At 38.7% G+C, this 22,395-nt stretch carries 18 protein-coding genes, 14 tRNA genes, 1 rRNA gene and 1 pseudogene; 25 read left to right on the forward strand and 9 right to left on the reverse strand.

Annotated features, from left to right (window positions below; translation table 11 throughout):
- Positions 1-122 precede the first annotated feature (122 nt).
- From rrf to ACFSR0_RS10785, 15 genes are all read left to right on the forward strand, one after another.
- Positions 123-238, forward strand: a 5S ribosomal RNA gene (gene rrf / locus ACFSR0_RS10715).
- Positions 239-245: 7 nt separating this feature from the next.
- Positions 246-319 (forward strand) — tRNA-Asn (locus ACFSR0_RS10720).
- A gap of 45 nt (positions 320-364) precedes the next feature.
- Positions 365-453: transfer RNA gene (locus ACFSR0_RS10725), tRNA-Ser, on the forward strand.
- Positions 454-463: 10 nt separating this feature from the next.
- Positions 464-535, forward strand: a tRNA-Glu gene (locus tag ACFSR0_RS10730).
- Positions 536-550: 15 nt separating this feature from the next.
- Positions 551-623: transfer RNA gene (locus ACFSR0_RS10735), tRNA-Val, on the forward strand.
- A 9-nt stretch (positions 624-632) separates the two neighbouring features.
- A tRNA-Asp gene (locus ACFSR0_RS10740) sits at positions 633-705 on the forward strand.
- Between the two features lie 42 nt (positions 706-747).
- A tRNA-Phe gene (locus tag ACFSR0_RS10745) sits at positions 748-820 on the forward strand.
- Between the two features lie 3 nt (positions 821-823).
- Positions 824-904, forward strand: a tRNA-Tyr gene (locus ACFSR0_RS10750).
- An 11-nt stretch (positions 905-915) separates the two neighbouring features.
- Positions 916-989, forward strand: a tRNA-Trp gene (locus ACFSR0_RS10755).
- 2 nt (positions 990-991) lie between these two features.
- Positions 992-1,064 (forward strand) — tRNA-His (locus tag ACFSR0_RS10760).
- Positions 1,065-1,074: 10 nt separating this feature from the next.
- A tRNA-Gln gene (locus ACFSR0_RS10765) sits at positions 1,075-1,146 on the forward strand.
- 29 nt (positions 1,147-1,175) lie between these two features.
- Positions 1,176-1,246: transfer RNA gene (locus ACFSR0_RS10770), tRNA-Cys, on the forward strand.
- A gap of 29 nt (positions 1,247-1,275) precedes the next feature.
- A tRNA-Leu gene (locus tag ACFSR0_RS10775) sits at positions 1,276-1,360 on the forward strand.
- Positions 1,361-1,417: 57 nt separating this feature from the next.
- Positions 1,418-1,490: transfer RNA gene (locus tag ACFSR0_RS10780), tRNA-His, on the forward strand.
- A gap of 7 nt (positions 1,491-1,497) precedes the next feature.
- A tRNA-Gln gene (locus ACFSR0_RS10785) sits at positions 1,498-1,569 on the forward strand.
- 97 nt (positions 1,570-1,666) lie between these two features.
- On the opposite strand, the gene ACFSR0_RS10790 is transcribed toward ACFSR0_RS10785, so the two are convergent.
- From ACFSR0_RS10790 to ACFSR0_RS10805, 4 genes are all read right to left on the reverse strand, one after another.
- Positions 1,667-2,473, reverse strand: coding sequence for an ABC transporter ATP-binding protein (locus tag ACFSR0_RS10790; protein WP_379982618.1), 807 nt, complete (start codon positions 2,471-2,473; stop codon positions 1,667-1,669).
- A gap of 1 nt (position 2,474) precedes the next feature.
- On the reverse strand, positions 2,475-3,398 hold the full coding sequence (locus ACFSR0_RS10795; RefSeq protein WP_379982650.1) for an ABC transporter permease: 924 nt from the start codon (positions 3,396-3,398) through the stop codon (positions 2,475-2,477).
- A 37-nt stretch (positions 3,399-3,435) separates the two neighbouring features.
- Positions 3,436-4,407 carry an ABC transporter substrate-binding protein gene (locus ACFSR0_RS10800; RefSeq protein ID WP_379982620.1) on the reverse strand — a complete coding sequence of 324 codons (972 nt, stop codon included), beginning with the start codon at positions 4,405-4,407 and terminating at the stop codon, positions 3,436-3,438.
- Positions 4,408-4,895: 488 nt separating this feature from the next.
- The gene (locus ACFSR0_RS10805) at positions 4,896-6,047 is read right to left on the reverse strand and encodes a hydroxymethylglutaryl-CoA synthase (protein ID WP_379982622.1); all 1,152 of its coding nucleotides are present in this window, start codon (positions 6,045-6,047) and stop codon (positions 4,896-4,898) included.
- Positions 6,048-6,230: 183 nt separating this feature from the next.
- On the opposite strand from ACFSR0_RS10805, the gene ACFSR0_RS10810 reads away from it, so the two are divergent.
- From ACFSR0_RS10810 to phoU, 8 genes are all read left to right on the forward strand, one after another.
- Positions 6,231-8,690 carry a hydroxymethylglutaryl-CoA reductase, degradative gene (locus tag ACFSR0_RS10810; RefSeq protein WP_379982624.1) on the forward strand — a complete coding sequence of 820 codons (2,460 nt, stop codon included), beginning with the start codon at positions 6,231-6,233 and terminating at the stop codon, positions 8,688-8,690.
- A gap of 140 nt (positions 8,691-8,830) precedes the next feature.
- Complete coding sequence (gene rpsA / locus ACFSR0_RS10815; protein ID WP_379982626.1) at positions 8,831-10,048, forward strand: 30S ribosomal protein S1; 1,218 nt, start codon at positions 8,831-8,833, stop codon at positions 10,046-10,048.
- 322 nt (positions 10,049-10,370) lie between these two features.
- Positions 10,371-11,225 carry a phosphate ABC transporter substrate-binding protein PstS family protein gene (locus ACFSR0_RS10820; protein ID WP_379982628.1) on the forward strand — a complete coding sequence of 285 codons (855 nt, stop codon included), beginning with the start codon at positions 10,371-10,373 and terminating at the stop codon, positions 11,223-11,225.
- Between the two features lie 115 nt (positions 11,226-11,340).
- Complete coding sequence (pstC, locus tag ACFSR0_RS10825; RefSeq protein ID WP_379982630.1) at positions 11,341-12,261, forward strand: phosphate ABC transporter permease subunit PstC; 921 nt, start codon at positions 11,341-11,343, stop codon at positions 12,259-12,261.
- Positions 12,261-13,148 carry a phosphate ABC transporter permease PstA gene (pstA, locus tag ACFSR0_RS10830; protein ID WP_379982632.1) on the forward strand — a complete coding sequence of 296 codons (888 nt, stop codon included), beginning with the start codon at positions 12,261-12,263 and terminating at the stop codon, positions 13,146-13,148. Before pstC ends, pstA begins: the two co-directional genes overlap by 1 nt.
- An 11-nt stretch (positions 13,149-13,159) precedes the next feature.
- Entirely contained in the window at positions 13,160-13,966 is an 807-nt protein-coding gene (gene pstB, locus ACFSR0_RS10835; RefSeq protein WP_379982634.1) for a phosphate ABC transporter ATP-binding protein PstB, read from the forward strand.
- A 17-nt stretch (positions 13,967-13,983) separates the two neighbouring features.
- Positions 13,984-14,742 (forward strand): phosphate ABC transporter ATP-binding protein PstB, encoded by a 759-nt coding sequence (gene pstB, locus ACFSR0_RS10840; RefSeq protein ID WP_379982636.1) that lies wholly within the window; start codon positions 13,984-13,986, stop codon positions 14,740-14,742.
- 16 nt (positions 14,743-14,758) lie between these two features.
- Complete coding sequence (gene phoU, locus ACFSR0_RS10845) at positions 14,759-15,439, forward strand: phosphate signaling complex protein PhoU (protein ID WP_379982638.1); 681 nt, start codon at positions 14,759-14,761, stop codon at positions 15,437-15,439.
- A gap of 81 nt (positions 15,440-15,520) precedes the next feature.
- Here the strand turns inward: phoU and ACFSR0_RS10850 are convergent, their stop codons facing one another.
- From ACFSR0_RS10850 to ACFSR0_RS10865, 4 genes are all read right to left on the reverse strand, one after another.
- Positions 15,521-16,171, reverse strand: a complete 651-nt coding sequence (locus ACFSR0_RS10850; RefSeq protein WP_379982640.1) for a hypothetical protein — start codon at positions 16,169-16,171, stop codon at positions 15,521-15,523.
- A 77-nt stretch (positions 16,172-16,248) separates the two neighbouring features.
- Entirely contained in the window at positions 16,249-16,533 is a 285-nt protein-coding gene (locus ACFSR0_RS10855; RefSeq protein WP_379982642.1) for a hypothetical protein, read from the reverse strand.
- Positions 16,534-16,632: 99 nt separating this feature from the next.
- Positions 16,633-19,203 carry a bifunctional lysylphosphatidylglycerol flippase/synthetase MprF gene (gene mprF, locus ACFSR0_RS10860; RefSeq protein ID WP_379982644.1) on the reverse strand — a complete coding sequence of 857 codons (2,571 nt, stop codon included), beginning with the start codon at positions 19,201-19,203 and terminating at the stop codon, positions 16,633-16,635.
- A complete protein-coding gene (locus tag ACFSR0_RS10865; RefSeq protein ID WP_379982646.1) occupies positions 19,200-19,934 on the reverse strand; it encodes an alpha/beta fold hydrolase in 735 nt (244 codons plus the stop codon). Before ACFSR0_RS10865 ends, mprF begins: the two co-directional genes overlap by 4 nt.
- A gap of 306 nt (positions 19,935-20,240) precedes the next feature.
- Between ACFSR0_RS10865 and ACFSR0_RS10870 the strand changes: the two genes are divergently transcribed.
- Both ACFSR0_RS10870 and ACFSR0_RS10875 read left to right on the forward strand, forming a co-directional pair.
- On the forward strand, positions 20,241-20,804 hold the full coding sequence (locus tag ACFSR0_RS10870) for a lysozyme family protein (RefSeq protein WP_379982652.1): 564 nt from the start codon (positions 20,241-20,243) through the stop codon (positions 20,802-20,804).
- Between the two features lie 21 nt (positions 20,805-20,825).
- A complete protein-coding gene (locus ACFSR0_RS10875; RefSeq protein WP_379982648.1) occupies positions 20,826-21,656 on the forward strand; it encodes a DUF368 domain-containing protein in 831 nt (276 codons plus the stop codon).
- Between the two features lie 252 nt (positions 21,657-21,908).
- Here the strand turns inward: ACFSR0_RS10875 and ACFSR0_RS10880 are convergent.
- Positions 21,909-22,289: pseudogene (locus tag ACFSR0_RS10880) on the reverse strand (IS30 family transposase); the annotation flags it as partial.
- Between the last annotated feature and the right edge of the window lie 106 nt (positions 22,290-22,395).

A 22,395-nucleotide genomic window follows, 5' to 3' on the forward strand; every position in this document is an offset into this window, starting at 1 on the left:
TGTACGGAGCGGACTGATACTAATCGATCGAGGACTTAACCAAAAAGAAAAGAAACTCGAAGAGTTTTGATGAAAGACTTTGCATCCAGTTTTGAGTGAACAACCAACACTCAACCAAATAGTGTGGTGGCGATAGCAAGAAGGACACACCTGTTCCCATGCCGAACACAGAAGTTAAGCTTCTTAGCGCCGATTGTAGTGAAGGGTTGCCCTTTGTGAGAGTAGGACGTCGCCATGCTGGTTATTCCGGCATAGCTCAGTTGGTAGTAGCGCATGACTGTTAATCATGATGTCGTAGGTTCGAGTCCTACTGCCGGAGTTCTCAATTGTGAGAAAAAGAGTAAGAACATTGTTTCTTTCGTCCGGAGAGTTGTCCGAGTGGCCGAAGGAGCATGATTGGAAATCATGTAGATGGCTAAAGCTGTCTCAAGGGTTCGAATCCCTTACTCTCCGTTAAATGAATGGTCCGTTGGTCAAGCGGTTAAGACACCGCCCTTTCACGGCGGTAACACGGGTTCGATTCCCGTACGGATCATATTAATGAATATTTGGAGGTTTAGCTCAGCTGGGAGAGCATCTGCCTTACAAGCAGAGGGTCAGCGGTTCGATCCCGTTAACCTCCATAGAAAAATGGTTCCGTGGTGTAGGGGTTAACATGCCTGCCTGTCACGCAGGAGATCGCGGGTTCAAATCCCGTCGGGACCGTCTTTTCGAAATAGTTTCATTAGTAGAATATATGTAATAGTTGGCTCGGTAGCTCAGTTGGTAGAGCAATGGATTGAAGCTCCATGTGTCGGCAGTTCGATTCTGTCCCGCGCCATTTGGAGGAGTAGCGAAGTGGCTAAACGCGGCGGACTGTAAATCCGTTCCTTTCGGTTCAGTGGTTCGAATCCACTCTCCTCCATTTTTATCAATAGGGGCATAGTTTAAAGGTAGAACAGCGGTCTCCAAAACCGTTAGTGTGGGTTCAATTCCTGCTGCCCCTGCCATGGCGATCGTGGCGAAGTGGTTAACGCACCGGATTGTGGCTCCGGCACTCGTGGGTTCGATTCCCATCGTTCGCCTTTTCATTTTTGGGGTATAGCCAAGCGGTAAGGCAAGGGACTTTGACTCCCTCATGCGTTGGTTCGAATCCAGCTACCCCAGTTGCTTTAGAAAAGCAAAAATTGTATAATGGCGGTATAGCCAAGTGGTAAGGCAGAGGTCTGCAAAACCTTCATCACCGGTTCAAATCCGGTTACCGCCTTAGTACGATTAAAATACTATTAACAACAGGCCGGCGTGGCGGAATTGGCAGACGCGCTGGACTCAAAATCCAGTGCCCGTTGAGGGCGTGCCGGTTCGACCCCGGCCGCCGGTATTGACTAAGATGAGTCATCGTCTTAGTTTTTTAATTTATCCCTTTTATCTGTTTATGGCGATCGTGGCGAAGTGGTTAACGCACCGGATTGTGGCTCCGGCACTCGTGGGTTCGATTCCCATCGTTCGCCCTTTTTTTGGGGTATAGCCAAGCGGTAAGGCAAGGGACTTTGACTCCCTCATGCGTTGGTTCGAATCCAGCTACCCCAGTTAATTAGGTCAATTACCCAAAAGAGGAAAGTTAGTTAAAACCAAATAAAAAAAGATTGACGAACTGGAAAATGTTCGTCAATCTTTTTTTATTTGGTTACTTTTGTAGTAATAATTGATCATCTACTAAATCTGCGCCACTATTCTTTTGAAATAGTTCCATTAGCTTTGGAACTGTTAAGTGTTGTTTTTCTTCCCCTTGAATGTCCACAACTATTGTTCCTTGATGAAGCATTATCAAACGATTGCCATAACGAATGGCATCTTCCATATCATGAGTTACCATGAAGGCAGTGAGTTTTTGTTCATGAATTAATCTTTGCGTGAGCTCCATGACAGTAATGGATGTTTTGGGATCCAGTGCTGCGGTATGTTCATCTAATAAAATCAGCTCTGGACGTTCTAGCGTCGCCATTAATAAAGTGATTGCTTGACGCTGTCCCCCTGAAAGAAGACCAATTTCAGTTGTTAAACGTTTTTCTAAACCTAGATTTAGCATTGCGAGCTGCTCTCTGAAAAAGTCTTTGTCTTTATTTTTTACACCAGAAGCAAAGCCGCGCTTTTTGCCACGTTTCATGGCAAGTGCCAAATTTTCTTCCACAGTCAAACGTACAGCGGTTCCTAATTTAGGATCTTGGAAGACGCGTGAAATGTCTTTGGAACGCTTCATAACTGATTGCTTCGTAATATCTTTTCCATTTAATTCAATCTGACCAGAGGTAATCGAATGGGTGCCAGCTATACTATTTAAAAGGGTTGATTTACCAGCACCATTGCCACCAATAATCGTTATGAAATCACCTGGAAAAATTTCTAAATTTATTCCTTTTAGAACGTGATTTTCATTGATGGTACCTCGTTCGAAAATTTGATGAAGATCGCGAATTTTGATTACCGGTGTCATGCTAATTCACCTCTTTCTTCGAATGACTCTTTTTGCCAGGAAAGCCGTGAATACCTAACTTATCTTGAATTTGTGGCAATGACAAACAAATAACTAAAACAATTGCTGATGCGATTTTGGAGTCTGAAGGCTCAACATTGAATTCAAAAACAATTGCTAAAATAAAGCGATAGATGATGGACCCAACGACGATTGTCAGCAAACGCGTTAGCAGCGGTTTGTTTCGTAATAGCACCTCAGCAATAATAATAGAGGCCAATCCAATAACAATCGTTCCTACACCTGAATTTAAGTCCGCAAAGCCATTATTTTGTGCGATAAGAGCTCCAGAAAGGGAAATACAACCATTGGAAATCATATAGCCAATCATTTTCATGTTGTCGGTGTTTATTCCATTTGCCTCACTCATGTCGATGTTGTCACCAGTGGCGCGGATGGCCAGACCAATTTCTGTCTTAAAAAAAATAAAGAGTAGTGCAACAACAAGCGCTGCAATTAGCAAGCCAACAACGATAACAGCATTGATTTTGGTCAGGCCTAAATCCTGAATCCAAGAAAAAATCGTTGTTTCACCTAATAGCGAAATATTGGGTGCTTTTCCCATTACTCGGTTGGTTACGGAATAGAGACCAGTCATGGTAATAATTCCTGCTAAGAGTGCTGGAATTTTTAATTTCGTATGAAGTAATCCAGATACGAGTCCTGCTAAGACACCGCCACAAAATCCCAAAATTGTTGCGATAATTGGTGAAAAGCCGTGCGTGATGGACATTGCTGCAATACCTGCTCCTAATGGAAAGCTTCCTTCAGCAGTCAAATCAGCGATGTCTAAAATACGAAAGGTGAGGTAGACACCAATCGCAAGTAGGGACCATAGCACTCCTTGCGATGTAGCCGATTGTAAGATTGTAAAAAAATTGCTAATTGTCATAATAGTCATTCCCTCTATAAGTTGAACTTGATTATTCTGGTAGTTTGATTGAGATCGGATCAATGTCCAATGCTTTGGCCATATCTTTATTAATCGTTAATTTTAAATCTTTGGCCGATTCAATTGCAGTAGTTCTTGGTTTCGCATCACCATCAAGAATTTTGGCAGCCATGAGACCGGTTTGTTTTCCTAACGCTTCATAATCAATTCCATAAGTCGCAAGCCCACCTTGTTCAACTTGTTCAACAGATCCAGCAACAATTGGTGTTTTCGTTTCTTTTGCAACTTCACCAACGATTGTTGCGGCTGAAGCAAAAGTGTTATCAGTTGGAACATAAATACCATCGACATCTTTTGCAAGTGAAGTAGTTACTTGTTGGACATCATTTGTTGTATTGGCAGTCAAAACTTTGACAGCGACACCGGCTTTCTTCAAGGCTTTTTCAGCTAAGTCAGCTTGAATTTTTGAATTGGATTCGCCGGCATTGTACATAATACCAATCGTTTTTGCTTTCGGTACAATGCTGAGAAGTAAGTCGATTTGTTTGGCAATTGGCACCATATCCGTAGTACCGGTAATGTTACCACCTGGTTTTTTCTCAGTTTTCGCTAATTTTGCTGCAACTGGATCGGTAACCGCGGTGATGACAATTGGAATATCTTGTGTCTCATTGGCTAATGATTGAGCGGAAGGTGTTGCAATTCCAAGTAATAAATCAGGTTTTTCTTTTACTAATTTTTCACTCATACTTTTTAAGTTATCTTGATTATTTTGGGCATTTTGGTAATCGAACGTGATGTTCTTGCCCTCGGTATATCCGCCTTCTTTTAAGCCTTCTTTGAATCCCTTGTAAGCCGCATCTAATGACTCATGTTGGACAACTTGCAGCACACCTATTTTTTTCATTTCATTTGATGATGCACCAGAACTAGCTGTTTTTCCGCAGGCAGCCAAACTTAATAGTCCGATGGCAACGATTGAAGCAGTAACCATTTTTTTCATTTTTTTTCCCCCTTTAATTGTTTGCTCTAAAAAACCCATTCAGACAAGATCCAAATGGGTTTACAATCTTAGTGTTTTTTAATAAGATTCAGCCATTTGGATATGTCCACTGGCTAAAATCAGAGCGAAATACTTTAGCCATTCTAGATAGTACCTGAGTACTTGTATCCAGAATGCTGAATACAAGTCTATCTAAAGTAGTTAAAGTAATACGTATTCAATTGTGCGAGTTTTATTGTCTGTTTCATCATGGAACAACTTCCTTTCACATTGAATTGTATTTAGTATAAGAAAAGGAGAAAAAGATGTCAATAAGAAAATAAAAAATATTCAGAAAAATCAAAAGAAAAGCAATTATTTGATACGTCATTCAAAAAAATAATTGGTTTTCTGAAAAAAGCTATTCAAACAAAAGGATAACCTCACTTCATCGAAGCTAGCTACATTTCTGTTTGAATAGCAGGAAGAAACAATCTGTTTGCTACTAATTATTGTTTGTAATGACGAATCAGGTCTTTGACTTCACTAATACTGAAAATCTGAGAATCTTGGTAGAAACGATTGTGACTGATGTCTAAAGTATCATTGAAAAGGTGCTCATAGTCTGTGATTGAAAGTTTTTTCCGTTTATTAAGTAAAGATTCGTGGCTCTCTTTTTTTAGGTGTTTTTCATATCCTTCAATAAGATGGCCTGTAAAAAATTCAGCAACACTACCCGATCCATAACTAAATAGACCTATTTTATCACCGGCTTTTAAAGAAACGCTTGTCTCGAGAAGGGAGATAAGACCTAGATACAAAGAACCCGTGTAAAGATTACCAATCCGTTTACTATAGTGAATGCTCTCTTCATAACGTTGTAGCAAACGATTGGCGGTATCAGCATCGACATCTGCCAGTTTGGCTAGCAAGGCTTTTTTTCCCATTTTTGTATAGGGGACATGAAAACAAAGTGCAGCAAAATCAGTAAATGTTTTTGTATATCGCTTTTCATATTCATCCCAAGTTTTTTGAAAGGAATCAATATAGGTTTGATTGGATAAAGGACCATCGACCTCAGGGTATAAATTTCCAGTTGGTCGCCAAAAATCATAAATATCTTGTGTTAATGTGACTGTCTCATCCGTTAAAGCTAAAATGCGAGGATTTGCAGAGAGCAATATGGCCACGGCTCCTGCTCCTTGTGTTGGTTCACCACCGGAATTTAGACCATAGCGGGCATTGTCAGTCGCAATAACCAAAACATTGCTTTCTGGATGAGCGGCTAGATGATTGACCGCTATTTGGATACCTGCAGTAGCGCCATAACAAGCTTGTTTGATTTCAAATGCGCGTGTGAAGGGATTGAGGCCTAACAACCGATGTAAAACAACAGCGGAAGCTTTTGATTCATCAAGGCTTGATTCAGTTCCAACAATAATCATATCAATTTTTTTTTGAATTTCGGGTGTGAGAATCTGCTTCGCTGCATTTGCTGCGAAAGTGACAATATCTTGGGTTTTAGGTGCCACAGACATTTGGGTTTGACCAATTCCAATTAAATATTTATTTGGGTCAACCCCCCGTGCATCTGCAAGTTCAGCCATATCTACATAAAAAGGTGGTGCATAAAAAGACAGTTGATCAATACCAACAAGCATAGTGTTCTCCTTTCGAGTTCTGTGAATTTGGATAACTATAAAATAACATACATATGATTGGAAAATAATCTCTATGAAAGAATTTTAAAGATTGTTAAAGAATCTTTTTACAGTGGCCTCTGTAGTTTATCAGGTATTCTTTTTTCACTAGAACCATGCTATATTTTTTATGGAGGTGGCCAAGTGGAAAAAATAGTAGTGATTGATGCGTTACGGACGCCAATTGGGAAATACCATGGAAAATTAGCAAACTATTCAGCCGTTGAGTTGGGGGAAAAAGTAACAAATGAGTTAATACGGCGGCAAAAAGAGATTGCGAAAAAAATTAATTACGTTATCTTTGGAAATGTATTACAAGCTGGAAATGGCCAAAATCCAGCAAGACAAATTAGTTTAAAATCTGGTTTAGATGTATCGATACCAGCTGTTACGGTAAATGAGGTATGTGGTTCGGGAATGAAGGCTATTGCACTTGCTCGCCAGATGTTGCAATTACATGAAGCAGAAGTTGTTCTTGCTGGTGGGGTGGAAAGCATGACCAATGCTCCGTCAATCAGTCATTTCGACAAGGCAACTCAAACCTATTCAAGTCCTGAACCAGTCATGTTTGTAGATGGGTTAAAAGATGCAATGAGTGGTCAAATGATGGGAATGACAGCGGAAAATGTGGCACATCGTTATCATATATCAAGAGAAGAGCAAGATAGTTTTGCGTTTTGTTCTCAAAAAAAGGCAGCACACGCCCAAGAAAATGGGTGGTTTGCTAAAGAAATGGTTCCTATTCAAATCAATGATGACGAGTATTTGACTCTGGACGAAGGGATTCGGCCGCAAACCACAAAGGAAAAATTGGCTACGTTAAAAACCGTGTTCCAAAAAGAAAACGGGACAGTCACAGCCGGTAATGCTTCAACAATCAATGATGGGGCCTCAGCAATGCTCCTTTGTACGAAAAGCTATGCATTGGCTAATCAAATCCCTTACATTGCGGAAATAGAGGACCTTGTTGAAGTTGGGATTGATCCTGAAATAATGGGCATTTCACCGATTAAGGCAATTGAAAAATTGCTGCAACGCAATCATAAAGCGATAAATGACATTGATTTATTCGAAATAAATGAAGCTTTTGCTGCATCGTCACTCGTTGTTGAACGTCAGTTGGGAATTCCACAAGAAAAGGTGAATATAGCAGGAGGGGGAATTTCGCTCGGTCATGCAATCGGTGCGACAGGGGCACGGATTGTCACGACATTGATTCATCAATTACGGCGAACCAATCAAAAAACAGGAGTTGCATCTTTGTGTGTCGGAGGAGGAATCGGTCTGGCTTTGTTGCTACAATTGCCAGAGCGCATAAATTCCGACAAACAAGTACGCCCTTTTTATAAGAAAACGCCTTTAGAACGAAGAGCAGAACTGCAAGAAAAAGGAATAATTACGAGCAAGCAGCAAAGCATTCTTTCAAACCAGGAACTTCCTGAAAGTCTGAGTGATCATTTAATTGAAAACCAAATAAGTGATTTCCCTTTGCCTATGGGGATAGCTAGGCACTTAGTTATTAACGGAAAAGAATACGCAGTTCCATTAGTTACAGAGGAGCCCTCAGTCATTGCTGCTTGCAGCAATGGTGCAAAAATGGCAAAGACTACTGGTGGTTTTACTGCGACTGCCACCAAACGATTATTAAGAGGACAAATTGTTTTTACTCAAGTAGGAGAGACCAAAAAATTTGTCCAAACACTTGAGGAAAATAAAGAGCGATTCTATCAAGTAGCTGAACAGGCCTATCCTTCCATTATCAAACGAGGTGGGGGAGTCCGAGATATTAAAGTGAGAACATTTTTTGATTCTCCGACAGCTGTTTCACTAGATATTTTTATGGATACTCAAGAGGCGATGGGAGCCAATATGTTAAATACCGTATTAGAAGAAATTGCCAATGAGATAAGGCGAATAACATCTGAAAAAATTTTGATGAGTATCCTGTCAAATTATGCAACGGAGGCAATTGTTTCGGTAAGGTGTACCATTTCTTTTGATCAATTAACCAAAGGAACAGACGGGAAAATTATCGCACAAAAAATTGTCGAAGCAGCTCGTTATGCGAAACACGATGTCTATCGAGCAACAACGCATAATAAAGGCATAATGAATGGAATTGAAGCGTTTGTTTTGGCAACTGGAAACGATACTAGGGCAATTGCAGCTGCCATTCATACCTACGCAGCGCGCAATGGATCGTATCAAGGTTTGAGTGATTGGACTGTATCCGAGAATGGGTTGACTGGAGCAATGGAATTGCCACTTATCATGGCATCAGTTGGTGGAGCTACAAAGGTATTGCCAAAAGCCCATATTGTTCATGAAATGTTAGGAAACCCCAGCGCACAAGAACTGGCTTTTGTTGCTAGTGCTGTCGGATTAGCTCAAAATTTGGCAGCTTTAAGGGCGCTAGTGTCTGAAGGCATTCAACGTGGACATATGGAACTGCAGGCGCGCTCGCTTGCGATGAGCATTGGGGCAAAGGCTGAGGAAATTGATCAGGTTGCAGAGAGATTATCACGAGACGAAATGAACCAAACAAAAGCCCAAGCCTATTTACAAGAAATTCGTCAACAAAGTAAAAAAGGAAAGTCCAGTTAAGAAAGATATTGCTGAAAGTTCCTATAAATGAGAGAAAATTAGCTCTTTTAGTAGAAATCGCTTTATTTTTTTTCAAGAATAGCATAAACTAGAGTTTGTAGGTATTTATAATTGAAGTGTTGGTTAGGAGGATATACGGTATGACGGAATTTGAGAATAATCAAGTGGAAAATGTGAATGTATCAATGGAAGATGCTTTAAACAGCTTCAAAGAAGTAAGTGTCGGCGATGTTGTAAAAGGTGAAGTCTTGGCAGTTGAAGACAAACAAGCCATCGTAGGTATCGAAGGTGCTGGAGTGGAAGGTGTTGTTCCAGTAAAAGAACTTTCGACCTTGCCAGTTGAGGATATTAACGAATTGGTAAAAATTGGGGATGTGTTGGATCTAGTTGTCATTTCTACAATTGGTAAAGACAAAGAAAATGGAAGTTACTTGCTTTCAAAACGCCGTTTAGATGCGAAAAAAGTCTGGGCAGATATTGAAAAAGACTTTGAAGAAGGCAAAATCCTCGAAGCACCAGTAACAAATATAGTAAAAGGTGGCTTAGTCGTTGATGTTGGTGTGAGAGGTTTCGTCCCTGCATCGATGGTTGAAGATCATTTTGTTGACAATTTTGAAGAATATAAGGGACAAACCCTAACGTTAAAAATCATTGAAATTGAACCTTCAGAAAACCGTTTAATTTTGTCTCATAAAGCAGTAGTTGAAGCGGAAAAAGAAGGGAAAAAAGCTGAATTATTGGCCTCCATTAAAGAAGGCGACCGTTTAGAAGGCAAAGTTGCTCGCTTAACAAATTTTGGTGCCTTTATTGACTTAGGTGGCATTGATGGATTGGTGCATGTTTCTGAAATTTCCCATGGTCACATTGCGAAACCTAGTGATGTTTTATCCGTTGGTGATAGCGTTGAAGTGGCTGTGCTTTCTGTTGATCCAACAACCGAACGTATCTCTCTATCCATCAAAGATACATTGCCTGGACCTTGGGATAATATTGAAGAAAAAGCCCAAGTTGGTTCTACTCTGGAAGGGACTGTCAAACGCTTGACCAGTTTTGGTGCATTTGTTGAAGTTTTCCCTGGTGTGGAAGGTTTAGTGCACATTTCTCAAATTTCACATAAGCATATCGCTACTCCTCATGAAGTTCTTCATGAAGGCGATAATGTACAAGTGAAGGTGTTGGAAGTCAATCCGCTTGATCATCGGATAGCGTTAAGTATTAAAGCCTTGGAAGAAAAACCTGAACAAGAAAAGGCTACAGAACCTGAAGAAGAATCTTATGAACTTCCTGAAGAATCAACTGGATTTACAATGGGTGATATTTTAGGCGATGCAATGAAAGAAGCCGATTCTGAAGAATAGATTGATTTTTATTGAATCTAGGCATTCATTACTCATCATTTTTGGGTGAGTGATGAATGTCTTTTTTCATGTAGTTTTGTAAATTTACAAATTAACAGATGCTGCGTTTTCACTTAGTTAGGATGAGTTCAAAGTCGGTCAGCTTTTATTCTTTTTAGAGAGAAGGTATGAAAACTAGCCGTCAGAACTGTGCAATGGTTTTCCCAATTTCTGCTAAGTAACTATCGACGAAATGAAGAAAAAGCCCCGTTTAAAATTTTTAAAAAAAATGATAAAATAAAGAGATTAGAAAATGATTGAATAAAACAAGGAGTTACTAAAAATGAAAAAAAAATTGCTGGTAGCAACAGTCTTATCATTAAGCCTGTTCTTAGCTGGTTGTGCAAAATGGGTTGATAAGGGGGAATCAATTACTGCTGTGGGATCATCTGCACTACAGCCTTTAGTTGAATCCGTTGCAGAAGAGTTCCAATCGAACAATCCAGGGAAATTTATCAATGTACAAGGTGGTGGTAGTGGTACTGGTTTAAGCCAAGTACAAGCGGGTGCAGTTGAAATAGGTAATTCAGATTTATTTGCCCAAGAAAAATCCGGAATTGATGCAGACAAATTAGAGGACAATCGCGTAGCTGTCGTTGGTATTACACCGATTGTTAACAGTAAAGTGGGTGTCAAAACTATTTCTTTAGAGAATTTAAGGAAGATTTTTACAGGTGAAATCACTAATTGGAAAGAACTAGGAGGAGCTGATACCCCAGTTGTTCTTTTAAACCGTGCTTCTGGAAGTGGTACCAGAGCGACATTTGAAAAATGGGTCATGGATGGACAAGAAACAAAACAAGCCCAAGAACAAGATTCAAGTGGAATGGTTCGTCAAATAGTTGGAGACACAGCGGGTGCAATTAGTTATGTCGCTTTTTCTTATGTAACTAAGGATGTTCAGACATTAGCCATTGCTAATGTCAAACCCACAGAAGAAAACGTGATGACGAATAAATGGATTATTTGGTCCTATGAACACATGTATACTCAAAAAAATCCTGATCCATTGACACGAGAGTTTATTGATTATATTTTATCTGATGAGATTCAAGAAAATTTAGTGCCAAAGCTAGGGTACATCCCGGTATCGAAAATGAAAGTGGAAAGAGACTGGCAAGGAAATCTAATAAATTAACAACCATTTACAAGAAATTTACAATCTTAACAATATTCTTACAAAACGTTTAATAGAAATTGATATTGAACCTTTACACTTAGACTGTGAAAAAAGTTTTGAGGAGGACCCTCTATTGGAAGATGTAAAAAAAGTGTTAATGAAAAAATCAAAACGTTCAAAAATGGAGCAATTTGGAAAATTAATTAGCTTTCTCTGTATTGCATTAATTGTCATTGTTGTAGTATCGATTTTCTATTTTGTAGCAAGCAAAGGCTTAGCAACCTTTTTTGTAAACAAAGTGAATGTCTTTGATTTTCTATTTGGATCCAAATGGAATCCTGGTGTTGTTGGTTCAGATGGTAAACCGCTAGTTGGCGCTTTACCGATGATTTTAGGATCGTTTATTGTCACATTGCTTTCAGCTATATTGGCAACGCCCTTTGCCATTGGGGCTGCTGTGTTTATGGTTGAAATTTCACCAAAGCAAGGACAAAAAGTTCTACAACCAGTTATTGAATTACTAGTGGGTATCCCTTCAGTAGTCTATGGATTTATTGGTTTATCGGTTGTCGTGCCTTTCATAAGAACGATTTTTGGGGGAACTGGTTTTGGTATCTTAGCAGGGACATTTGTTCTTTTTGTCATGATTCTGCCAACAGTAACGACGATGACCGTGGATGCGTTGCGTGCAGTTCCAAGGTATTATCGGGAAGCATCTTTAGCATTGGGTGCAACGCGATGGCAAACAACGTATAAAGTTGTTCTTAGAGCGGCAATCCCAGGCATTTTAACGGCGGTTGTTTTTGGAATGGCAAGAGCCTTTGGTGAAGCATTAGCTATTCAGATGGTGATTGGGAATGCGGCACTGATACCTACGAGCTTAACCACTCCTGCATCCACCTTAACGTCCATTTTGACAATGGGAATTGGAAATACAATTATGGGAACATTAGAAAATAATGTTTTGTGGTCATTAGCTTTGATTCTACTGTTAATGTCTCTACTGTTTAATATCATTATTCGATTGATTGGTCGAAAGGGGGCAATGAAGTAATGACTGCAAAACGCGCAGATAAAATAGCAACAGGTATTCTTTATGCCATCGCCGGAGTGATTGTTTTACTTTTGACCGCCTTATTACTTTATATTTTGGTTCGAGGTGTTCCTCATATTTCATGGGAGTTTTTAACACAACCGTCCAAGGCATATCAAGTAGGCGGGGGGATTGGTATTCAATTATTTAATTCCTTTTACTTGCTTTTGGTTACAATGGTCATCAGTTTTCCAATTTCATTAGGTGCGGGAATCTATCTTTCAGAATATGCAAAACAAAATTGGATAACGGATGTGATTCGAACCTCTATAGAAATTTTAAGTTCATTGCCTTCTGTTGTAGTCGGATTATTCGGATTTTTAGTATTTGTTTTGCAATTTCAATATGGTTTTTCGATCATTTCTGGTGCACTTGCACTGACGTTCTTTAATTTGCCACTCTTAACACGAAATGTTGAAGAATCATTGCGGGCGATACCAGCTACCCAACGTGAAGCAGGATTAGCATTGGGCTTATCTCGTTGGGAAACGGTCTTGCGAGTGGTCGTTCCAGAGGCAACTCCAGGTATTTTAACAGGGGTGATTTTAAGCTCAGGCCGGATTTTTGGGGAAGCTGCTGCACTTATCTATACGGCAGGTCAGAGTGCTCCGGCATTAGATTTCAGTAACTGGAATCCGCTGAGCGCTGCCAGTCCGTTAAATATATTCCGTCAAGCTGAGACGTTGGCTGTATATATTTGGAAAGTGAACTCTGAAGGGACCAAGCCGGATGGAGATGCCATATCAGCGGGAGCATCAGCTGTTTTAATCATTGCGGTACTTGCGTTTAATTTTGGTGCTCGCGCATTAGGGAAACGTCTTTATAAGAAAATGACCTCGGCAGCGTAAGGAGAAGAAAAATGACAGAGTACAATTTAGCTGATCGCCATATTATCGATATCAAACAACCGGCAGAAATTATTATTGAAACAAAAGATTTGCATGTTTTTTACGGAAAAAATGAAGCCATTAAAGGGGTGGATTTGGCATTCGAAAAAAATAAAATAACAGCATTGATTGGACCATCTGGCTGTGGAAAGTCGACATATCTAAGAAGCCTTAATCGAATGAATGATGAAATCCCTAATACGTCTATCACGGGAAAAATTCTCTATAAAGATGTGGATGTCAATTCAAAAGAGGTAGATGTTTACGAAATGCGCAAACGAATTGGTATGGTTTTTCAACGACCAAATCCGTTCAGTAAATCAATCTATGAAAATATAACATTTGCTCTTAAAAGACATGGTGAGAGAGACAAGAAAAAATTAGATGAAATTGTTGAAACAAGTTTAAAGCAAGCAGCCTTATGGGACCAAGTAAAAGACAGTTTGCATCAAAGTGCACATGCACTTTCTGGTGGGCAGCAACAACGCTTGTGTATTGCTCGAGCCATTGCGATGAAACCAGACATCTTACTGCTTGATGAACCAGCAAGTGCCTTAGATCCGATTTCTACAAGCACTGTCGAAGAAACACTGATTAACTTAAAAAAGGATTACTCAATTGTAATTGTAACCCACAATATGCAACAAGCTGCGCGAATTAGCGATTATACCGCCTTTTTCTATTTAGGATATGCCATCGAGTATGACAATACGCGTAAAATCTTCACCAGACCAAAAATAAAGGCGACTGAAGATTATGTTTCTGGACATTTTGGGTAGATGGAGGGTAGCGTAAAATGACAAAGCCAATGATTAGTTCGAGAGATTTACATCTTTACTATGGGAAAAAAGAAGCATTAAAAGGAATTGATTTAGATATTTACGAGCATGAAATCACAGCCATGATTGGTCCTTCTGGCTGCGGGAAATCAACCTATTTACGATGTTTAAATCGTATGAATGATTTGATACCCAATGTTACGATAACCGGAAGTGTGATGTACCGCGACAAAGATATTTATAGCCCTAAAATGGATACAGTTGAACTCCGAAAAGAAATTGGGATGGTCTTTCAACAACCCAATCCCTTTCCTTTTTCAGTCTATGAGAACGTTGTGTATGGCTTACGTCTAAAGGGTGTGCATGATAAGCAATTATTGGACAAGGTTGTTGAAGAAAGTTTAAAAGCTGCTTCTGTATGGGAAGAAACGAAAGACAATCTGCACAAAAGCGCGCTTTCGTTTTCAGGTGGACAACAGCAACGGATTTGTATCGCGAGGGTATTAGCAGTCAATCCCAAACTAATTTTATTAGATGAGCCAACAAGTGCACTCGATCCAGTTTCTTCTGGTAAAATAGAAAGCACCTTACTAGAACTGAAAAAACAATATACGTTGGTAATTGTGACGCACAACATGTCGCAAGCTTCACGTATTTCTGATAAAACTGCTTTTTTCTTGAATGGAAATCTTATTGAATACAATGAGACCAAGAAAATTTTCTTGGATCCTAGTAAAAAGGAAACGAATGATTATATTTCTGGTAGATTTGGGTAAGTAGGAGGAGAAAATTATGTTACGTTCACAATTCGAAGAGGATTTGCTTAATTTGCATAACCAATTTTATGAAATGGGGATGATGGTAAGCAGTGCTATTCATAAATCAGTAAAGGCTTACGTCAAACATGACAAAAATTTAGCAAAAGAAGTTATTGCCAATGATGAGCACATCAACGAGTTAGAAATATCACTTGAAAAAACAAGTTTTGAAATGATTGCATTACAACAACCAGTGACAACCGATTTAAGAAACATTATTACAGTTATGAAAGCCAGCTCCGATTTGGAACGAATGGGTGATCATGCCGTTTCGATTGCAAAATCAACGATTCGCGTAAAAGGGGAACCTCGAATAGCTGAGGTCGAAAAAGAAATTTCAGATATGTCCAATTATGTCAAAAAGATGGTTGATAATGTCTTAGTTGCTTATGTGAAGACGGATCAAAAAGATGCTCGATTGATTGCACAAATGGATGAAAAAGTAAATAAATACTACAATGATATTTATTATAAGACAATTGATTCGATGAAAGAAAATCCCCAAACAGTTATCAGTGGAACGGAATATCTTTATGTCGCACAATATTTAGAACGAATTGGTGATTACGTGACGAATATTTGTGAATGGATTGTTTACCTAGCTACTGGAAAAATTACGGAACTCGGTTCAACACAAGAACCAAAAAGAGGGTAACCAAATTGTTTTTTACTCCGAAAGTTGGCTCAATGGCTAGCTTTTGGAGTTTCTTACAATAAGGGTATCCTCTTTTTTTATCTATCGTTCAACTAATGGAACTGCAGCGAAAGCCTCGATGATTGGAATAACCTCAAGCTTTAGCTTGTATTTCCGGTCAAGTGCTGGTTCAATTGTGTACTTGTTTTCTGCTAGTTTGGAAACAGATGCAAGCAACCGTTTTTCTTTGCTTGTTTTTTCATAGATTATCAATGCTTCATCTGTATCTTCAATTGCGAATTTAGGAAAACGTTCTATTTCTTCAATAAAAGCTCGAGTTTTCGTTCCTTTTGATTCATCCAGCGAATCTGCTGGTTGCTCCGTCGTATCTTGGATAGTCGTGGTCGTAGTTTCATTTGATACTTGTTCTTGTTCCGCTACCCAATAACTTGCAACCTCTTCGACTAAGTTGGAACTAAAACGATCGAGCAAGCCTTGTTCCCCTTTTTGAATTCGTTTGACAACAGTTATAAAATTCTCATCCAAGGGTACTTTTATTTGTTGATCACGTGTAGTTGGCTGCAATAATTCGATGCGCATTTCATTTTTTTCTTGTGGATTTAAAAAAACGCGAAGGCTTAATCGATACTCTTCTTGGGCTTTTTCTTCCATTTTTTGAAATAATTGCTGACGTGCATCCCCAAAAGATGGACGAAATTGTTGTTTTAGTTTAGCTAATTGTTTCTTTTTCATGATGTTCCCCTTTCAATACCTTCTGATTATATGAAAAAAAGAACTATTTGAACAGATTTTTTTTGAATAATGAAAAATCAATGAGAGTCAATTTCACTTTTCAACTGTTGCAAAGAGGTATATTTAGGGATAATGAGAAGCAAATTTTGTGATTGATTCCAACAGACTAATTGGTTTTTCCATGTTTTACTTTCAAAATTTGGACCCAATCGTTGGTTGAGTTCCAACAGAATTTTTGGGGCACTCCATTCTCTAATGGGGAAGTGCTGAATGATGGATTCCTTGATGATAAAAATAAATGATGGTTGCAATGCTCGAGTTATTTTGACTGGTAGCTGATCCAAGCGCTCTTGAATAGTCATAGTTTTTCACCTCATTGAAATTGTAGCAAGAATTCATTTAAAAAGTCAAAGAATGGAGAGACCATTTTGGTGGTTGCTCTCCATTCTTTTTATCTAAGCTTATTCTGTTAATGTTTCATCAGTCTTTTGGTTATCAATGATGAGGAGTGCAATCATCACGTACAATATCCAACTATCCCTTGAATAAAGCGTATAGCGCGGATTCCAAAGGCTAGCATATTTGGACTTGTATTCTCTTAACCCTTGGAACGAGTACAATTCTGATCCAAATTCGTAAACAAATGCAGCAATACGTTCTTGGATAAAGCTACTACGATATTTTCCAACATTTGATAGTGGGGCCATCCCTAAGTTGAAATAATGAATGCCATCCTCTTTTAAATAGTCAAAGAGATGAATAAACAAGAAGTCCATACTTCCGGAAGGGGCTTTTTCTTTGTGATGGCGCATTAAGTCAATAGTGGCACTTTCTTTAGTATAGGTTGGAATAATATTAGCAAACGAGACAATTTCACCTGCTTGGTTTTTTACCAAAGCAATTGGATTCCGTTGCAGATAGGGTTCATCGAAGAAACCTAATGAGAAGCCTTTTTCTTTTCGACCTTCTAACCAACTATCAGAAATTGCTCTTAGTTCAGTTATCACTTGATTTGTAAATGGAGGCTGGACGACTTCGAAGGTATAGCCTTCTTTTGTTAGGCGATTCATTAAGGCACGCGCACCCCGTTGCTTTTTACCTGCTAATGAAAAACTATGCAAATCAACAAGAGCTTCTTCGCCCATCTTAATGAAGTCATAACCAAATTCATGCATGGTCAGTACTGTCTTTTCACTGACTTCATAGAAAACGGGTAGGTATCCAAGAGCATCACAATCAAAAATAAAGGCTTTTAATGCGGCGGTAAAGTCTTCCTTTTTACCAGAAGGATTGCCCATGACCACACATTTGTTATTGATTGTCCGAAATTGTAGAAAGACAGTTGGTTCGGTTTCCTCGTAATAAATGTACATCTCTTTGTCACGTAGAAAGATTAATTCACTATCAATATTTCCGCCATACGTTGTTAAAATATGATTGGCAACCTCTTTATTTAGCGGTTCTCCAACTTTTTTCTTAAATCCTCGTAAATAACGAGTAAATAGGGACAAAAAGGCAATAACAATCATAATGGCAATGAAACCAGACAACCACGCTTTTTCGGATGGAAACAGTAGGAAAGAGCCGGGTTTTAAGGGGTGATGATAATGGTGACCAAAATGATTCGAAAAACTTGGCAAATTGTAAAAACCGATAATCAAGTAAAGAATGGTTAAAATGCCATAGATGATTCCATCAACGGTCATGGTTTCCCATGAGTAGACCAATTGTTCACGGTATAATTCACGTTTGGCAACAATAACCAAAAGAAGCAGTAATACAAAATAAAAGACCGTCAATAGACTAAAATCGGTAAGAAAAGCGTAAAAAATAGTAACAACTAACAGAATAATGGTCGGCCAGTATGCGCGTTTTACGCGTGCTGCAATTCCGCGTCCCATGATGAGCAATGAAAACCCAAGTAAAATACTAGGGAACTGTGCGATAATATGCAATCGAAATGGATTTAAATGTTCTAGCCATTTATTCGTTGTGAAAGCTTCAGGTATGGTTGCAACTAAAATCATAATCATTCCTGAAAAATAGAGCAGTCCAACAATTAGTTTATGGAAAATTTCAATAACTAACTGTAAAGGAATCCCATTGTACTTTTCATCTAACTTTGTAAACAAATGTTTTGAAAAAAGTAACGCTCCAAGCAGAAATGGTAGAAAATAATAGGCAATCCGATATAAGAGCAACCATAGAACAACTGTTTCTCTGGGTAGTCCTAATGAAGAAAAGCCAAGAATCATCATAACATCAAAACTTCCCAGACCTCCAGGAATCATCGAAACAATCCCGATAACAGTGGCCGCAATGAAAAGTGGAATAGCATCACTTAGGGGAATAGGGCTTTTTAGGAAATAACCAATTAATGAAAAGGTGACAATCATACCCGTCCATTCAAAAAAGGAGGTCGCGGTTAGACGCCATCTATTTTTAACCGAAAGACCACTCAGGAGCCCTTCTTTTTTTCTACGGGCGAATAAAAAAACAATCGGGAAATAGAGCCCTGCTCCCAAAAGCCAAATCCAGTATTGCTTCACGTAATCAGATAATGAAAAAAACTGGATTAAAACAAAGAAAAAGAGACTATAAATCGAAAGACCAGATAGAACAAAAACAAGAATTTTAGTTAAAGCACCAATAATCCGCTTATCCTTTGCTCCTTTACCAAAAAATTCATTTCTTAAACCTATACTGACTAGACCGCCAAACCCTGCGAGATTATTTATGGTGTTAATAATCCAACTAGCTTCAAAGATATAGCGATTGGGATATTCAAGATTGGCCATTTTTTTTAAGGTAAAGTCATATCCAAGCATTGGGATGATGGCAATTAACCCAACGAGTAGAATGATAGCAAATTGCCACCAACTGACATTGTCCAAGATATTCTGGAATTTTGATAGTGATAACGTCTTAAATATTGATAGTAATTGTGCGACAACCAAAACGGATACAATTAAGATGAACATCCCTTTTAAAAAGGTCGCGTGTTTTTTGATAAGCTGAATGGCTTTTTTCATCGGTTTTTTTCTCCCCCCATTAGAAAATTGACAACTTCTGTATTAAAAGTTTTTGGTGATGTTTGAGCTAACAAATGTCCTTGATTAGGAATAAGTACAAATTTTGCATGTGGAATGGCACTTGCAATCGACATGGAATGCTCAATTTTAATAATATCTTTTTTTCCGACGATGACTAAGGTCTCAGCCGAAATTTTTTTTAGTGCGGTCTTTGACAATCCGGTAGGTTGAATCATTAAGCGGATGACGGCCTTTCTTTTTCGAAAGTAAGTAGAAAATAAAGCAAGAAAGCTAACAAAAGCATATTGAATATCCGTCACGATTCGAATAAGAGGTTTTACTCCTTTAACAGCGTAGTTTCCAGCATTTAAAATGAGCTTGGCTACTTTTCCTGGATAAGTTGCTGCGAAAGCCATCGCTACATTCGCGCCATCACTAAATCCTAAAATATGAGCACTTTGGATTTTTTCATAGCAAAACAAAGTATTTAAGTCTTCTGCCATTAATTGATAAGAAAGAGCATCCTGCTGATTGGTAGACTGACCATGACCGCGACTATCAACAACTATGACGCGAAAATTTTGAGCAAAATAGGGAATTTGATGTTCAAAATAGGTGCGATCGTTACCATTTCCATGTAATAAGATAAGTGGAAAGCCAGCACCAAAGATTTCATAGGCCAGCATACTCTTATCTTCTAGCATAATTTTTTTTGACGTACCATTATCCATGAAGAAAATCTCTTCCTTTCTCTAAAGATAGTTTAACAGTAAAATGAAAAGAAATGATAGTTATAGTATAACGACTCCGTAAAACAAATGACAGCAAGAACCGCGAACATTATCGTAAGCTATCCTTGAGGAATCATTGATTTTTTTTAAAGTTTATGTGTTCCATGAATAAATGATGGACAGTTCTGTCTGAGAATAGTAACCTATAAAAAGTGTAAAAGAGAGAAACAAAAAGGTTGGTTCTTTATTTTGACAAGAAGAATAAGAAAATATTTGTTTTTTGGCTTCGTTATTGTGTTAGCAACAATGAGTATCTTTATGGGCTATCGAAATTATCGAATATTAAAACAAGTTCATACATTTGAAAATTTAATCACCAAAGAGACAAAAGAAAATGGCATAGCGGAATACAGTGATTTGGCTATGAGCATTATTTTTACAGAATCAAAAGGGCTAGGAGAGGATCCGATGCAGAGCTCAGAAAGTTTAAGCAATACCCCAGGGACAATCAAAACTTCTGAGAAAAGTGTGAAGCAAGGTGTCGCTTTCTTGGCAGAAGCCATCAAACGAGCAGAAGCGGAGCATACCGATCTTTGGACTGCTGTTCAAGCGTACAATTTTGGTTTAGACTACATTTCTTATGTCGCAAAAAATGGTGGGAAAAACTCAGTTGAATTGGCGGAATCTTATTCAAGAGACATTTTGTCACCAAAACTGGGAAATGAAGAAAAAAAACAATATCGTTACTTAGCGTGGCGATCCTTTATTTACAATGGCGGGTATTTATATCATAATGGAGGTAATATGTTTTACGCTGACCTAGTCCGGTGGAATCTTTATAAAATTCAGTGGACGAAAGGGATGTTTTAATTATCAATTAGGAGTGTGTGCATGAATAAGGTAAACGATAAAAAAGAGTGGTTGCTACGATTTGTTAAGGGAATGTTCATTGGTTCTGGGTTTATTTTGCCAGGTGTGAGTGGCGGTGCTCTCGCTGCAATCTTTGGCATCTACGAACGGATCATTACATTTTTGGCACATATTACCCGGAACTTTAAAGAAAATGTGTTGTACTTTCTACCAGTCGGTTTAGGTGGTATTACCGGGGTATTCTTATTATCATTTGCTGTAAGTTTTTTATTAGGAAATTATGAAACAGTTATTTTGTGGTTCTTCGTTGGTTGTATTGTAGGAACAATTCCTTCGTTATGGAAAGAGGCTGGCAAGAAAGGCCGGACAACAAGAGAATTGATTATCTTTGTGGTTACCTTCTTTGCGGGTTGGCTTTTTTTATGGAAGGGTGCTGAGCTTTTTGGAACGGTGGACCAAAATAGTTTTACATGGACCGTTGCCGGTGGGCTGATCGGTTTAGGAATGATTGTACCAGGGTTAAGTCCTTCCAATTTTCTTGTTTATATGGGAATGTACAAAGACATGTCTGACGGGATAAAAACGCTCAATTTCAGTATTCTTATCCCGATAGCGATTGGAGGACTTGTGACAGTTTTGGCACTTTCCAGAGTCATGGATTACATTTTTAGCCGAGCGTATGCACAGTTGTTTCATTTTATTATAGGTATCGTGTTTGCCTCCACAGTGATGATTATTCCGACAAATTACGCTGGGATGACGATTGTAGGGTATGTAGGTTGTTTACTATTATTTCTGATGGGCTGTCTATTAGGTAAATGGATGAGTCATTTGGAAGAAACATACAAATAAAATTAAAGCTTAATTGCAATATTAAATGCATAAAAAAATCAAAAAACCTTTATAGACAGCGAATTACTCAATAATCCAGTGTTACCAACGGTTTAACCCTTGTCTGGCAGTAAGATGCCTCTTACCATTTTTTTTGGTGGATTGTTGGTGGTTCTGATTCAAAAGAATAGGTTGGTTGGGTCAAGAGAAGAAGCGAAGCGGCTCTTGACTCAGCCAACCTATTCTTTTATCCTACGGAACCAACGAACCACCTTAAGAGGTTTTTAATTTTGTCAGTTCTTCCTGAAGTCGTTCTGCAGGTGTTGCGTAGCCCATTATTTTTCTTGGTCTGTTGTTGATTGTATCGGTTATTGCGTGTAAGTGCGAGTAGGACAAGGGACGTAGCGTGACACCCTTCGGGATAAATTCCCGGAGCATACGATTATGTCTTTCATTTGTGCCTTTTTCCCAAGAGGCATACGCATGGGTAAAGAATACCTGAACACCCGAGGAGCTTTCTTCGATAAGAGATAGCGTGGAAAATTCAGATCCGTTATCCGTGGTTAGTGTTTTGAACTGTTCTAGTCCTTGTTTTTTCATTAAATCAAGTACGCCTTTTTGAACCAATGCGGCGCTTTTCCCCCAAACTTTTTTTGGACAAATTGCAAGTACAAGTTAGCCACCTAGCGAAATAAAGCATGTTATTGATAAAGCTTCGTGCTGATTGACATTGAGCGTGGTGTGTTAGTCTGAACTGGAC

It is taken from the genome of Enterococcus camelliae (assembly GCF_042685105.1).
In the GTDB taxonomy this organism is placed as follows: domain Bacteria; phylum Bacillota; class Bacilli; order Lactobacillales; family Enterococcaceae; genus Enterococcus_G; species Enterococcus_G camelliae.

Bases quoted from the DNA above. Each gene is read 5' to 3' on its own strand.
- ACFSR0_RS10790 (WP_379982618.1), bottom strand. From the start codon at position 2,473: ATGACACCGGTAATCAAAATTCGCGATCTTCATCAAATTTTCGAACGA.
- ACFSR0_RS10800 (WP_379982620.1), bottom strand. From the start codon at position 4,407: ATGAAAAAAATGGTTACTGCTTCAATCGTTGCCATCGGACTATTAAGT.
- ACFSR0_RS10805 (WP_379982622.1), bottom strand. From the start codon at position 6,047: ATGCTTGTTGGTATTGATCAACTGTCTTTTTATGCACCACCTTTTTAT.
- rpsA (WP_379982626.1), top strand. From the start codon at position 8,831: ATGACGGAATTTGAGAATAATCAAGTGGAAAATGTGAATGTATCAATG.
- ACFSR0_RS10820 (WP_379982628.1), top strand. From the start codon at position 10,371: ATGAAAAAAAAATTGCTGGTAGCAACAGTCTTATCATTAAGCCTGTTC.
- pstA (WP_379982632.1), top strand. From the start codon at position 12,261: ATGACTGCAAAACGCGCAGATAAAATAGCAACAGGTATTCTTTATGCC.
- pstB (WP_379982634.1), top strand. From the start codon at position 13,160: ATGACAGAGTACAATTTAGCTGATCGCCATATTATCGATATCAAACAA.
- pstB (WP_379982636.1), top strand. From the start codon at position 13,984: ATGACAAAGCCAATGATTAGTTCGAGAGATTTACATCTTTACTATGGG.
- phoU (WP_379982638.1), top strand. From the start codon at position 14,759: ATGTTACGTTCACAATTCGAAGAGGATTTGCTTAATTTGCATAACCAA.
- ACFSR0_RS10850 (WP_379982640.1), bottom strand. From the start codon at position 16,171: ATGAAAAAGAAACAATTAGCTAAACTAAAACAACAATTTCGTCCATCT.
- ACFSR0_RS10855 (WP_379982642.1), bottom strand. From the start codon at position 16,533: ATGACTATTCAAGAGCGCTTGGATCAGCTACCAGTCAAAATAACTCGA.
- mprF (WP_379982644.1), bottom strand. From the start codon at position 19,203: ATGAAAAAAGCCATTCAGCTTATCAAAAAACACGCGACCTTTTTAAAA.
- ACFSR0_RS10865 (WP_379982646.1), bottom strand. From the start codon at position 19,934: ATGGATAATGGTACGTCAAAAAAAATTATGCTAGAAGATAAGAGTATG.
- ACFSR0_RS10870 (WP_379982652.1), top strand. From the start codon at position 20,241: ATGAGTATCTTTATGGGCTATCGAAATTATCGAATATTAAAACAAGTT.
- ACFSR0_RS10875 (WP_379982648.1), top strand. From the start codon at position 20,826: ATGAATAAGGTAAACGATAAAAAAGAGTGGTTGCTACGATTTGTTAAG.